The following is a 15003-nucleotide window of genomic DNA, read 5'->3' as shown; positions in this document are numbered from 1 at the left end:
AGGAGATTTACAGCTCGTTGTCGATGAAGTCGAAGAGCTCGTCCCGCGAGGCGTCCCTGAGGCGCTCGGCGACGTCGTCCCCGGTGTCCTGCGGGCCCGACCAGCGGACCAGCAGGGCCTGGAGGCGGGCGGTGACCTCGTCGCGGGTGCCGGCGTCGGCCTCCGCGTCGCCCAGCGCCCGCTCCAGCCGGTCGATCTCGGTGAGCAGCGGGTCGCGTTCCCGGGGCAGTTCCATGCCCAGGTAGCGGGCCAGCGCCCGGGGGGTCGGGTAGTCGTAGATGAGCGTCGCGGGCAGCCGCAGGCCGGTCGCCGCGCCGAGGACGTTGCGGAACTCGACGGCGGTCAGCGAGGTGAACCCGAGGTCCTTGAACGGACGGCCGGGCTCGACGCTCTCGTGCCCGTCGTGGCCGAGCACGGCCGCGACGTGGGCCCGGACGGTCTCCACGAGGATCTTGTCGCGCTCCTCCGGGGTCGTCCCCGCCAGGCGGGCGGCCAGCGCGGCGGCCGGGGAGTTCGCCCCGGTCGTCTGCCCCGCGAGGGCCTCCAGGACCGGCCTGACCTCGGGCAGGTCGGCGATCAGGTGGCCGGGGCGGATCGCGGCGTACCCGGGTGCGAACCGGTCCCAGACGACATCGGCGACCATCGACGCGCCGCCGGCGGCCAGGGCGGCGACGGCCGACCCGGGCGCCATCGGCGGCAGGCCGCCCCGCCGCGCCCGGTTCTCGGTCCCGTCGGCGGCGGCCATGCCGCCCTCGGCCCACGGGCCCCAGGCGATGGACGTCAGCCCCTCGCTCTGGGCGAGCGCGTCGAGGTAGGCGTTGGCGGCGGCGTAGTTGCCCTGACCGGCGGCGCCCAGGGTGCCGGCGATCGAGGAGAACATGACGAACGCCCTCAGGTCGGGCAGCAGGTCGCGCAGGTTCCGCGCGGCCAGCGCCTTGGCCCGCAGGACCGTCTCGTAGCGGGCCGGGGTCATCGCGTCGAGCACGCCGTCGTCGAGCACGCCGGCCGCGTGCACCACCGCGTCCACCCGGACCGTTTCGAGGAGCGCGGCGAGCTGGGCCCGGTCGGCGACGTCGCAGGCGGCGAGGGTGACCTCGACGCCGGCGAGTTCGGCCTTGAGCTCGGCCGCGCCGGGGGCGTCCGCGCCCCGGCGTCCGACGAGCACCAGGTGGCCGGCCCCGTTGGCGGCGAGCCAGCGGGCGACGTGGCCGCCCAGCGCGCCGGTGCCGCCGGTGACGAGCACCGTGCCCGACGGCGTCCAGGGCGCGCCCGGCGCGGTGTGCGCCAGGCGGGCGGCGCGCAGGCCGTTCGCGGTCAGGGTGAGCTGGTCCTCCTCGCCCGTGAGGGCGGCGGCCAGGCGGGCCCTGGCGGTGTCGTCGAGCGTGCCGGGCAGGTCGACCAGGCCGCCCCAGCGGTCCGGGTGCTCCAGCGCGGCGACGCGGCCGAGGCCCCAGACCATCGCCTGCTCAGGGCTGCCGGTGTACGCCCCCGACGTCGCCGCCCACAACGGCGCGCCGACCCCGGCGTCACCGAGGGCCTGGAGCAGCGCCGAGGTGGCGGCGAGCCCGGCCGGGGTGGCCTCGTGACCGGGCAGGATCCGAGTGTCCAGGGCGAGCAGCGAGAGCACGCCCGACGGGCCGGGGACGTCCGCGACCAGCGCGGCGAGGTGCTCGCGGGTGGCGGTCAGGGTGTCGACCGGGATGGTGAGCACCTGCGCGCCGTGGGCGGCGAGCGCCTCGGCGGCCTCGGCGGCCAGGTCGTGCCCCGTCTCCGGGACGACCACCAGCCAGGTGCCGCTCAGCTCGGCCCGCCGGTCGGCGACCGGCTTCCAGTCGATCCGGTAGCGCCAGCCGTCGGCGGCCGTCTTCTCGGAGCGGCGACGCCGCCACGACGACAGCACCGGCACCAGACCGGCGAGGGCGTCGCCCTCGACGTCGAGCGTGGCGGCCAGGCTCTCCAGGTCCTCCCGCTCGACGGCCTCCCAGAACGCCGCGTCGACCGGGTCGGCGGCGGGCAGCGCGGGGGCCTCGGGCCAGTAGTGGCGGCGCTGGAAGGCGTAGGTCGGCAGGGCGACGCCGGCGGTCTCGGGCACCGGCCAGGAGACCGGGGTGCCGTGGACGTGCAGCCACGCGGCGGCGGTCAGCACGCCGAGCGGCTCGCTCCGGTCGGCCCGCACCGCCGGGATCAGCAGCGCCCGGTCCTCGGTCGCGGTCAGGCAGTCGGCGGCCATCGCGGTCAGCACCGCGTCGGGCCCGATCTCCACGAACGCCGTCACGCCCTGCGACTCCAGCCGCGTGACGGTGTCGTGGAACCTGACCGTGTCCCGCACGTGGGCGGTCCAGTAGTCCGCGTCTCTCCCGCCGTCGAAGGCGATGACCGGTTCGCGGTACGTCACCCCTTCGGCGACCCGCCGGAACTCCGCCAGCATGGGCTCCATCAGGCGGGAGTGGAAGGCGTGGCTGACCTCCAGGCGCTTGGTCCTGCGGCGCTTGCGCCTGAACCGCGCGGCCTCGGCCAGGACGTCGTCCTCGGCCCCGGAGATGACGACGGACTGCGGCCCGTTGACGGCCGCGATGTCGACATCGCCGGAAATCTCGCCCGGCGTGGCCTGTATGGCGACCATCGCCCCACCGCCCGGAAGCGCCTGCATCAGCGAGGCACGAGCGGAGATGAGCGCACAGGCGTCGTCGAGCGACAGAATGCCCGCGCAGTGAGCAGCGGCGATCTCCCCAATGGAGTGACCCGCCACCGCATCGGGCCGGATCCCGAACGACTCCAGAAGACGGAACAGCGCCACCTCGAACGCGAAGATCGCCGGCTGCGCGACCCCCGTCTCGCCGAGCCGCGCCCCGCTCAGAACGGCCTCCGCCACATCGACGGAACCGGAAACCACCCCGGAGGATTCGCCACCCACACCAGACGCCCCATCGGCAGCCGGGGACCCGGCCACCACTGATCCCGCCGCACCCGCTGTGGCCGCTGCGAGGTGGTCGCGGACCTGGTCGAAGGCTTCGGCGAAGGCGGGGAAGGTGTCGTAGAGCTCTCGGCCCATCCCGGCGCGCTGGGAGCCCTGGCCGGTGAACAGGAAGGCCACCTTGCCGTCGGGCCGGGCGACGCCGCTGATCGGGCTGTCCGCCAGGCCCGCGACCAGTTCGTCGCGGTCGTGGCCGATGACCACGGTGCGGTGTTCGAGATCGGCGCGGGAGCGGGTCAGCGTGACCGCCACCCCGTCGGCCGGGAGCTCAGGATGGCGGGCCAGGTGGTCCCGCAGAGCGGCGGTCTGCGCTTCGAGGGCGGCGGCGTTCTTCCCCGACACGGGCCACAGCAGCACCCGCTCCGAGCCCGGCATCGCGGGGTCGGTTCCGAGCGGCCGGACCGGTGCCGCCTTCGGGGACTGTTCCAGGACCGTGTGGACGTTGGTGCCGCTGATGCCGAACGACGACACCGCCGAGCGGCGGGGGCGGCCCGTCTCCGGCCAGGAGACCGGTTCGGTGAGGAGGTCGACCGCGCCCTCGGTCCAGTCGACGTGGGGCGAGGGCTCGTCGATGTGGAGGCTCTGCGGGACGACGCCGTGCCGCATCGCCATCACCATCTTGATGACCCCGGCGACGCCCGCGGCGGCCTGGGTGTGGCCGATGTTGGACTTGATCGAGCCGAGCAGCAGGGGGCGCTCGCGGTCCTGGCCGTAGGTGGCGAGCAGGGCTTGGGCCTCGATCGGGTCGCCGAGCTTGGTGCCGGTGCCGTGGGCCTCGACCACGTCGACGTCGGCCGTGGTCAGGCGGGCGTTGGCGAGGGCCTGGCGGATGACCCGCTGCTGCGACGGTCCGTTGGGGGCGGTGAGGCCGTTGGACGCGCCGTCCTGGTTGACGGCGGAGCCCCGGACGATGGCCAGGACCTCGTGGCCGTTGCGGCGGGCGTCGGAGAGGCGTTCGACCAGGAGCATTCCGGCGCCCTCGGCCCAGCCGGTGCCGTCGGCCGCCGCCGCGAAGGACTTGCAGCGGCCGTCGCCCGCGAGGCCCTGCTGCCGGGAGAACTCGATGAACATGCCGGGCGTGGCCATCACGGTCACGCCGCCCGCCAGCGCCATTGTGCACTCGCCCTGCCGCAGCGCCTGGACGGCCAGGTGAAGCGCCACCAGCGAGGAGGAGCAGGCCGTGTCGACGGTGACCGCCGGGCCCTCCAGCCCGAACGCGTAGGCGACCCGGCCGGACACGACGCTGGTCGCGGTGCCGGTGAGCAGGTAGCCGTCGGCGCCGGCCGCGTCGTACAGGCCGGTGCCGTAGGCGGAGGAGGCGGCGCCGGCGAAGACGCCGATCTGCGCGCCGCGCACCGACGACGGGTCGATCCCGGCGCGTTCGAAGACCTCCCAGGAGGTCTCCAGCAGGAGCCGCTGCTGCGGGTCCATGGCCAGCGCCTCGCGCGGCGAGATGCCGAAGAAGTCGGCGTCGAACTCGGTCGCGTCGTGGACGAAGCCGCCCTCGCGGAACCGGGTGCCCTCGCCGACCATCGCGTTCAGCGCGGCGACGTCCCAGCCCCGGTCGCCGGGGAAGACCGTCATGCCGTCGACGCCGGCGGCGACGAGGTCCCACAGGTCCTCGGGGCTCCGCACCCCGCCGGGGTAGCGGCAGCTCATGCCCACGATGGCGATCGGCTCGTCGTCGATGGTGGCGGCGACGGGGGCCGCGACCGCGACCTCGCCGCCGAGGAGCCGTTCGGCGAGGTGCCCGGCCAGCGCGGCCGGGGTCGGGTAGTCGAAGACCAGGGTCGCGGGCAGCCGCTCCCCTGTGGCGACGTTCAGGCGGTTGCGCAGTTCCACGCTGGTCAGCGAGTCGAAGCCGAGCTCCTTGAAAGCCTTCTGCGCCGGTACGGCCTCCGCCGACGCGTGCCCCAGCACGACCGCGGCCTGACCGCGTACCAGATCGACCAGAGCCCGTTCCCGCTCGGCCCCGGTGAGGGCGGCGAGCTGCCCGGCCAGCGACGAGGTTCCCGCCGCGGCGGCCACGCCCCGGCGGACCGGCTGCCTGACCAGGGCCCGCAGGATCGGCGGCACCGGCCCGGCGCCCGCCGCGACGGCGAGGTGCATCGGGAGCTGGAGCGCCTCGTCGAGCGAGGTGGCCAGGTCGAACAGGGCCAGGCCCTCGGCGTGGGTGAGGGGGGCCATGCCGCCCCGGGAGATGCGCTCGCGGTCGGCGGCGTCGAGTTCGCCGCCCATGCCGCCCCCGGCCCACAGGCCCCAGGCCAGCGAGTGGGCCTGGAGTCCGAGCGAGCGGCGGTGCGCGGCCAGGGCGTCGAGCGCGGCGTTGGCGGCGGCGTAGTTGCCCTGCCCGGCGGAGCCGAAGGTGGCGGCCGAGGAGGAGAACAGGACGAACAGCGGCACGTCCCCGGCGAGTTCGTGCAGGTTGACCGCCGCGACCGCCTTCGGCCCCAGGACGGCGGCCAGCTTCCCGGGGGTGAGCGAGTCGATGACGCCGTCGTCGACGACCCCGGCGGTGTGGATCACCCCGCCGAGCCGTTCCCCGGCGAGCAGACCCGCCAGGGCGTCCCGGTCGGAGACGTCGCAGGCGGCGGTGCGGACGCCGTCGAGCCCGGCCCGGCCCGACCGGCTGACCAGCAGCAGGTCGGTGAAGCCCTGCGCGAGCAGGTGCCCGGCCAGCACGGTCGCCAGCGCCCCGGAGCCACCGGTGATCAGGACGGTGGCGTCCTTGTCGACCGGCGCGGGGACCGTCAGGACGACCTTGCCGATGTGCCTGGCCTGCGACACGAACCGGAACGCGTCGGGGGCGCGCCGCACGTCCCAGGCCTTGACGGGCAGCGGGGTCAGCGCGCCCGCCTCGAACAGGGCGAGCAGGTCGGCGAACAGTTCGCCGATGCGGTCGGGACCGGCCTCCGACAGGTCGAAGGCGCGGTAGCCGTCGCCTGAGCGGATGTCGGTCTTGCCCATCTCCAGGAACCGGCCGCCCTCGTTCAGCAGGCCGAGGGAGGCGTCCACGAACTCGCCCGCGAGCGCGTTGAGGACCACGTCCACCTTCGGGAACTCGTCGGCGAAGTCGAGCGTGCGGGAGCTGGCGACCCCGGCCAGCCCCTCCAGCACGTGCTGCTTGGACTCCGACGCGGTGCCGTAGACCTCCGCGCCGAGGTGGCGGGCGATCTGCACGGCGGCCATGCCGACCCCGCCGGCGGCGGCGTGGATCAGCACCTTCTCGCCGCGCTTGAGGGAGCCGAGGTCGGAGAGGGCGTACAGGGCGGTGAGGAAGACGACCGGGACCGAGGCCGCGACCTCGAACGACCAGCCGTCCGGAACCGGGGCCAGCAGCCGCGCGTCGGTGACGACCTGCGGCCCGAAGCCGCCCTGCGCCATGCCGAACACGCGGTCGCCGACGGCGAACGGGGCGCCGGGGCCCGTCTCCAGCACCACACCGGCGACCTCGCCGCCGAGCAGCCCGGCCTTGCCGGGGTACATGCCGAGCGCGTTGAGCACGTCGCGGAAGTTCAGGCCCGCCGCCCGGACGCCGACTCTGACCTCACCGGCCGCCAGGGCGGGAGCCTCGCAGGGAACGAGCGCCAGCCCGTCGATGGTCCCCTTGACGGGGATGTCCAGCCGCCAGACGTCGCCCGGCGGGACCAGCCCGGCCACGGAGCGCACCAGCCGGGGCGCGTACGCCTGCCCGTCGCGGAGCATGACCTGGGACTCGTCGGTGGCGAAGACGCCGTCGAAGGGGGTGCCGTCGGTGTCGACCAGGACGAACCTGCCCGGGTTCTCCGACTCCGCCGACCTGACCAGGCCCCAGGCCGCCCCCATGGCGACGTCGCCCGGGAGGGCGTTCTCGGTGACCACGGCCAGGCGGCCGGGACGGTCCTCGGCCAGCCAGCCGCGCAGCAGGGCCAGCGTGCGCCCGGCGACCTCGTCGACGGTGCCGGGCTCGACGCGGGCCACGACCACGTCGTCGGGCAGGCTGTCGGCGGCGGGGAGGGCGACGGGGGTCCAGTCGACCCGGAACAGCGACTCGCCCCGCGTGGGCGCGGTCGCGGCGGGGATCGGGCGGGAGAGCACCCCGTCCACGGTCATGACCGGCCGGCCGGCGGCGTCGGCCACCGTGAGGGTGACCGAGTCGGCGCCGGTGGAGGTCACCTTGACGCGGAGCGAGGTGGCGGAGGTGGCGTGCAGGGTGACGCCCGTCCACGAGAAGGGCAGGCCGCCCGCCCCGGCGATCGAGCTGAGGAAGGTGCCCTGCACCGCGGCGTCGAGCAGGGCCGGGTGGATGCCGAACCCGGCCGGGTCGGCGTCGTCGGGCAGGACGACCTCGGTGTAGACGTCGTCGCCCCGCCGCCAGGCGCGGCGCAGCCCCTGGAAGGCGGGCCCGTAGTCGAAGCCCGTGAGGTTGTCGTAGAAGTCGTCGACGTCGACCGGCTCGGCGTCCGGCGGCCAGGCCGTCAGTTCGGCGCCGGGTGCGCCGGTCTCGGTGAGGGTGGCGCTGATGTGCCGGGTCCACGGCAGGTCGGCGGGCGCGTCGTCGGGCCGGGAGTGCACGGTCAGGGTCCGGCGGCCGGAGCCGTCGGGCTCGCCCACCACGACCTGGATCCGCACGGCCGAGGTCAGCGCCAGCGGGGTCTCGATGAGCAGTTCCTCGACGTGGCCGCATCCGACCTGGTCGGCGGCGTGCACGGCCATCTCGACGAACGCCGCGCCGGGCACGATGGGCGTGCCGCCGACGACGTGACCGGCCAGCCACGGGTGGAGCGCGGGCGACAGGCGCGAGCTGAACAGCAGCCCGCCGCCGGCCATCGGCACCGCCGGTCCCATCAGCGGGTGACCGCCCTCGGAGAGCAGCAGGGCGGCCGGCTTGGGCCAGTAGCGCCGCCGCTGGAAGGCGTAGGTGGGCAGCTCGACCGTGCGGGCCCCGGTGAACACCTCGGCCCAGGCGACGGTCCCGCCGGAGACGTGCACGCGACCGGCGCCCTCGACGAACGCCCGCACCTCGTCGGCGGCCCGCGCCAGCGGGATCCAGTCGTGGACGCCCTCGACGCACTCCTGCCCCATCGCGGTCAGCACCGCCTCGGGACCGATCTCGACGAACCGGGTGACGCCCTCGGCCTCCAGCCAGGCGATGCCTTCGGCGAACCGGACCGCGTCACGGACGTGCCGCACCCAGTAATCCGGCGAATCCACCTCGGCGAGCTCACCCGAGACGATCGGGATCCGGGGCTGGTGGTACGTGAGCCCTTCGGCGACCCGCTGGAAGTCCGCCAGCATCGGCTCCATCAGCGAGGAGTGGAAGGCGTGCGAGACCGCGAGGCGCTTGGTCTTGCGGCCCATCGAGGTGAACAGGGCGGCCTCGGCCTCGACATCGGCTTCGGGCCCGGAGATGACGACCGCCTGCGGCCCGTTGACGGCAGCGATGTCGACATTTCCCGAAATTTCGCCCGGCGCGGCTTGAACGGCGACCATCGCCCCACCGGCCGGAAGCGCCTGCATCAGAGCACCCCGCGCCTTGACCAGAGTGCACGCGTCCTCCAGCGACAGCACCCCGGCCACGTGAGCGGCGGCGATCTCACCGATGGAGTGCCCGGCCAGGAAATCGGCGCGTACACCCCACGACTCCGCCAGCCGGTAGAGGGCGACCTCGAAGGCGAACAGCGCGGGCTGGGTGATCTCGGTCTCGTCCAGCCGCTCACCGGACGCGATCGCCGCGGCCAGGCCGAGCCGGTCGCGACCCGAACCGGCCATGCCCGGGTCTTCCGCCGAGCTGCCCGCGGCGACCTCGGCCCCTGGAGCCTTCGCCTCCGGATCACCGGCGTCGAGCTGGGCGCAGACCGTGTCGAAGGCCTCGGCGAACGCCGGGAACGCCGCGTAGAGCTCGCGGCCCATCCCCGCCCGCTGGGCGCCCTGTCCCGTGAACAGGAACGCCGTCCGGCCTCCCGGCCGTACGACACCCTCGGCCACGCCGGGGGCCGAACGTCCCCCGGCCAGCGCGTCTAGACCCGCCATCAACCCATCCCGGTCACCGGCTACGACAACTGCACGATGCTCAAGACTTGATCGCGTGGTGGCCAGAGACAACCCCACATCACGGGGGTCGTACCCCTGCTGACCTGCCAGATGACGGCTCAGAAGGGCCGCCTGGGCGCGCAGCGCGGGCTCGGTCGCGCCGGAGACCAGCCATGCCGTGGGAGCGGCCCGGTTAAGGGTCGGTCTGGGGTCGGCGGGCTCCTCGGGGGCCTGCTCGATGATGGTGTGGGCGTTGGTGCCGGAGATGCCGAAGGAGGAGATCCCGGCCCGGCGGGGCTCGCCGGTCGCGGGCCAGGGCGTCGGCTCGGTCGCCAGGGTGACGGCTCCGCCGGTCCAGTCGACGTGGGAGCTGGGCGCGTCGACGTGGAGGGTCGGCGGGATGAGGCCGTGCCGGATCGCCAGCACCATCTTGATCACCCCGGCGACGCCGGCGGCGGCCTGGGTGTGGCCGATGTTCGACTTGACCGAGCCGAGCCAGAGCGGCTGCGACCGGTCCCTGCCGTAGGCCGACAGCAAAGCCTGGGCCTCGATGGGGTCGCCGAGCTTGGTGCCGGTGCCGTGCGCCTCGACGGCGTCCACCTGGGCGGGGGTGAGCCCGGCCGAGGCGAGGGCCTGGCGGATGACGCGCTGCTGCGACGGGCCGTTGGGGGCGGTGAGGCCGTTGGACGCGCCGTCCTGGTTGATGGCCGAGCCCTTGACCACGGCGAGCACGGGGTGGCCGTTCCTGCGGGCGTCGGAGAGCCGTTCGACGACGAGCATGCCCACGCCGTCGGAGAACCCGGCGCCGTCGGCCTGCTCGGCGAACGCCTTGCAGCGGCCGTCGGCGGCCAAGCCGCCCTGGACGCCGAACTCGGCGAACAGCGTCGGCGTGGCCATGACGGTGATGCCGCCCGCCAGCGCCAGCGAGCACTCGCCCTGCCGCAGCGCCTGGGCGGCCATGTGCAGCGCCACCAGCGACGACGAGCAGGCGGTGTCGACCGTGACGGCCGGTCCTTCGAGTCCGAGCGTGTACGACACCCGTCCCGACAGCACCGACGCGGTGTTGCCGGTGCCGAGGTACCCGCCGACGTCCTCGCCGGAGGCGACGAGCATGGTCGCGTAGTCCTGGCCGTTGGTGCCGGCGAAGACGCCGGTGGCCGACCCCTTCAGCGACAGCGGGTCGATCCCGGCCCGCTCCAGCGCCTCCCAGGAGGTCTCCAGCAGGAGACGCTGCTGCGGGTCCATCGCCAGCGCCTCACGCGGCGAGATCCCGAAGAACGCCGCGTCGAAGTCGGCCGCCCCGTCCACGAATCCGCCCTGGAAGCTGAAGCCGTCGGGGTCGGCGTACCGGTCGAGGTCCCAGCCCCGGTCGGCGGGGAAGCCGCCGATGCCGTCGCGGCCCTCGGCGAGCAGCGCCCACAGGTCCTCGGGGGTGGCGACGCCGCCGGGGAAGCGGCAGGCCATGCCGACGATGACGATCGGGTCGGCGGTGTCGACGGCGACGACGGAGGCGGGGGCCGCCGGGTCGTCGTCGGCGCCGAACAGTTCGTCCTTCAGATGGCGGGCCAGCGCGGCGGGGGTCGGGTAGTCGAAGACGAGCGTGGTCGACAGCCGGAGCCCGGTGACCGCGCCGAGCCGGTTGCGCAGCTCGACGGCGGTGAGCGAGTCGAAGCCGAGCAGCTTGAACGCCCGGTCGGCCTCGACGGCGTCCGGGGAGGCGTGCCCGAGGACGCCGGCGACGTGGGTGCGGACGACGGTGAGCAGCCGCCGGAGCCTCTCGGCCCCCGGCAGGTGCGCCAGCTCCGCCAGGTCGCCCGCCGCCGGGGCCGCCGACTCGGGGGCCGCGCGCGACAGGATGCGCCGCATCTCCGGCAGGTCCGACAGGGCGGGCAGCGGGCGGGCGGAGGTGAAGATGTGCGCGAGGCCGTCCCAGTCGATCTCGACGACGGCCAGGAAGGTCTCGTCGGCGGCGAGGGCCTGGCCCAGCACGGTCAGCGCCGTCCCGGGGTCGAGCGACCTGCCGCCGCGCCGCTTCATCTGCTCCTCGACGAGGCCGCCCTCGGCCATGCCGCCGCCGGACCAGTGGCCCCAGCCGACGGACAGGGCGGGCAGCCCGAGGCCCCGGCGGTGGTGCGCGAGGGCGTCGAGGAAGGCGTTGCCGGGGGCGTAGTTGCCCTGCCCGGCGACGCCGAACGACCCGGCGAAGGAGGAGAACAGGATGAAGCTCTCCACGTCGCCGGCCAGTTCGTGCAGGTTGACGGCCGCGTCGACCTTGACCCGCAGGACCCGCTCGATCTGCTCGGGGGTCAGCTCCTCGACCACGGCGTCGTCGAGGACGGCGGCGGTGTGCACGACGCCGTTGACGGGGTGTTCGGCGAGCAGCGCGGCGAGCTGGTCGCGGTCGGAGACGTCGCAGGCCACGACGGTCGCGCCGAGCTCGTCGGCCAGTTCGGCGGCCCCCGGCGCGGCGGGCCCCGAACGGCTGACGAGCAGGAGGTGGTCCGCGCCGCGCGCGGCGTACCAGCGGGCCACCTGCGCGCCGAGCGCGCCGGTCCCGCCGGTGATGAGGATCGTCCCGGCCGGTACGGTTTCCGCGACCTCCCCCCCGTGGAACGGCGCCCGGACCAGGCGGCGGCCGAAGACGGCGCCCTCGCGGACGGCGACCTCCTCCTCGCCGATGCCCGAGAGCACCGAGACGACCCGGTCGAGGTCCCGCTCGCCGAGGTCGGCGGGCAGGTCGGCGACGCCGCCCCAGCGCTGGAGGTGCTCCTGGGCGACCACGCGCCCGAGCCCCCAGACGAGGGCCTGGAGGGGTGAGGTGACGGCGTCGCCCCGGCCGGTGGCGACCGCGCCCCGGGTGAGGCACCAGAGCGGCGCGCCGATCCCGGCGTCGCCGAGCGCCTGCACGAGCAGCACGGTCCGCGCCATGCCCTCGCGCGACCCGTCGAGGGCGACCAGGGAGATCACCCCGGCGACGTCTCCGGGCAGGCGGCCCGCCAGCTCGTCCCGAGTGAGCCCGTCGATCGGGACGGTGACGATCCGGGTGGCCCGGTAGGCGAGACCGGACACGACCTCGGGCGCGCCGTCCCCGGCGACCACCACGAGCCAGGTTCCCGTGAGGAACCCCTCGCGGACCGAAGACAGCGGCTTCCACGTCACCCGGTAGCGCAGGTCGTCGATCGGGTCGGCGTGCCGCTGCCGCCTACGCCAGGCCGACAGGGCCGGCAGCGTGCCGTCCAGCCCGTCGACGCCGTCGGGCAGGTCGAGGGCGGCGGCGACGGCGGCCGGGTCGCCCGACTCGACGGCCGACCAGAAGGTCTGCTCCTCGGGCGAGACGAGCACGGGCGGGACGTAGGTGGGCCAGAACTTCCGCCGCTGGAAGGCGTACGTGGGCAGGTCGGTCTTCTGGGCAGCGCCGAAGGCGGGCGTCCAGTCGACCTCGACGCCCTTCACCCACGCCTCGCCGAGCGAGGTGTGGAAGCGGGCGAGCCCGCCCTCGTCGCGGCGGAGCGTGCCGACGACGGTCGCGTCCTCCAGTGTGTCCTGGATGCCGGCGACCAGCCCCGGATGCGGGCTGACCTCGACGAACGTGGAGTAGCCCTGGTCGGCCAGCGCCCGGATCGACTCGTCCAGCCGGACGGTCCGCCGCAGGTTCCGGTACCAGTACTCGCCGTCCATGGAGGAGGTGTCGAGCCATTCGGCGGTGACGGTGGAGAAGAACGGCACCTCGGAGGCGCGCGGCGCGATCCCGGCCAGCCGGGCCAGCACGTCCTCGCGGATCTCCTCGACATGGTGGGAGTGGGAGGCGTACTGCACCGGAAGGACCTTGGTCCGCACGTCCAGCCGGTCGCGCAGCTCCTCGATCGCGTCGGTGTCACCGGCGACGACGACCGACGACGGGCCGTTGACGACGGCGACGCAGAGCCGCTCGTCCAGGTCCAGCTCGGCGGCGGGCAGCGCGACGGTCATCATCGCGCCGCGCCCCCTGATCGGCTGGAGCGCCCGGACCCGCAGCGCGACGACGGTGGCGGCGTCCTCCAGCGACAGGGCTCCGGCGACGCAGGCGGCGGCGATCTCGCCCTGCGAGTGGCCGATGACGGCGGCGGGCGTCACGCCGTAGGACTTCCAGAGTTCGGCCAGCGACACCATGACGGCCCACAGCGCGGGCTGCACGACCTCGTCGTGATCCAGCGCCCCGTCGCGCACCACGTCCAGGAGCGACCAGTCGACGTGGGGCGCGAGCGCCTCGGCGCACTCGGCCATCCGGACCGCGAACACCGGTGAGGTGTCCAGCAGTTCGGCCGCCATGCCGACCCACTGGGAGCCCTGGCCGGGGAAGACCATCACGACCCGGCCGTCACCGCCCTGGACGACGCCCCTGACGGCGGGCGCCTCCAGCCCGGTGAGCAGGCCGTCGCCGTCGGAGGCCACCACGACGGCCCGGTGGTCGAGCGCCGCGCGGGTGGTGGCGAGGGACAGGCCCACGTCGGCGGCGGGCGCGCCGGTCCTGACGGCGTGGGAGCGGAGCCGGACGAGCTGATCGCCGAGGCCCTGGGCGGTCTTGGCCGACAGCAGCCACGGGACCGCCCGCGGCGGCGGGCCGGGCACGATCTCCTCGGCGTCCTCGTCGGCGGGGGCCTCTTCGAGGATGGCGTGGGCGTTGGTGCCGCTCACGCCGAACGACGACACCCCGGCCCGGCGCGGCCGGTCGCCCTCGGGCCACGGCACCGCCTCGGTGAGCAGCGACACCGCTCCGGCGTCCCACTCGACGTGCGGGGACGGCTCGTCGACGTGCAGGGTCTTGGGCAGGACGCCGTTGCGCAGCGCCAGCACCATCTTGATCACCCCGGCGACGCCGGCGGCGGCCTGGGTGTGGCCGATGTTCGACTTGATCGAGCCGAGCCACAGCGGGCGGTCGCGGTCCTGGCCGTAGGTCGAGATGAGCGCCTGCGCCTCGATCGGGTCGCCCAGGGTGGTGCCGGTGCCGTGCGCCTCGACGGCGTCGACGTCCCGGGTGGTGAGCGAGGCGTTCTCCAGGGCGGCCCTGATGACGCGCTGCTGCGCGGGGCCGTTGGGCGCGGTCAGGCCGGAGGACGCGCCGTCCTGGTTGACGGCCGTGCCGCGGATGACGGCGAGAACGGGGTGGCCGTTCCTGCGGGCGTCCGACAGCCGCTCGACGAGCAGCATGCCGACGCCCTCGCCCCAGCCGGTGCCGTCGGCGCCGCCCGCGAACGCCTTGCAGCGGCCGTCGGGCGCGAGGCCGCGCTGGCGGGAGAAGTCGATGAAGGCGACGGGCGTGGACATGATGGTGACGCCGCCCGCGAGGGCCAGCGTGCACTCGCCCTGGCGCAGCGACTGGACCGCCATGTGCAGCGCCACCAGCGACGCCGAGCAGGCGGTGTCGACGGTGACGGCGGGTCCTTCGAGGCCGAGCGCGTAGGAGATGCGGCCGGACACGACGCTCGCCGCGTTGCCGGTGCCGAGATACCCCTCGACGCCCTCGGTGCCGCTCATCAGCAGGGAGGCGTAGTCCTGGCCGTTGCTGCCGACGAACACGCCGACCGAGGTGCCGCGCGCCGAGGCGGGGTCGATCATGGCCCGCTCGAACGCCTCCCACGAGGTCTCCAGCAGCAGCCGCTGCTGCGGGTCCATCGCCAGCGCCTCGCGGGGCGAGATGCCGAAGAAGTCGGCGTCGAACTCGCCGGCCGCGTCGAGGAAACCGCCCTCCTTGGCGTAGGAGGTGCCGGGGTTGTCGGGGTCGGGGTCGTAGAGCGCCTCGACGTCCCACCCCCGGTCGAGCGGGAACTCGCCGACCGCGTCGCCGCCGGCCGCCAGCAGCCGCCACAGGTCCTCGGGGGAGCGCACTCCCCCGGCGAACCGGCAGGCCATCCCGACGATCGCGATCGGCTCCTGCTCGCCCGACTCCAGTTCGCGCAGGCGCCGGTGGGCCTTCCGCAGGTCCGCGGTCACCCACTTGAGGTATTCCCGGAGCTTGTCCTCGTTTGCCACAGTCATCA

The 15003-nt window shown here is 74.7% G+C and carries 1 protein-coding gene; it reads right to left on the bottom strand.

Annotated features, from left to right (window positions below):
• Positions 1–7: 7 nt before the first annotated feature.
• On the bottom strand, positions 8–15001 hold the full coding sequence (locus tag AW270_RS40930) for a type I polyketide synthase (RefSeq protein WP_157521595.1): 14994 nt from the start codon (positions 14999–15001) through the stop codon (positions 8–10).
• Between the last annotated feature and the right edge of the window lie 2 nt (positions 15002–15003).

The organism is Herbidospora cretacea (assembly GCF_001570605.1).
GTDB lineage: Bacteria > Actinomycetota > Actinomycetes > Streptosporangiales > Streptosporangiaceae > Herbidospora > Herbidospora cretacea.
The sequence above is the reverse complement of the archived record's forward strand: the minus strand, read 5'-3'. Positions and strand labels throughout refer to the sequence as shown.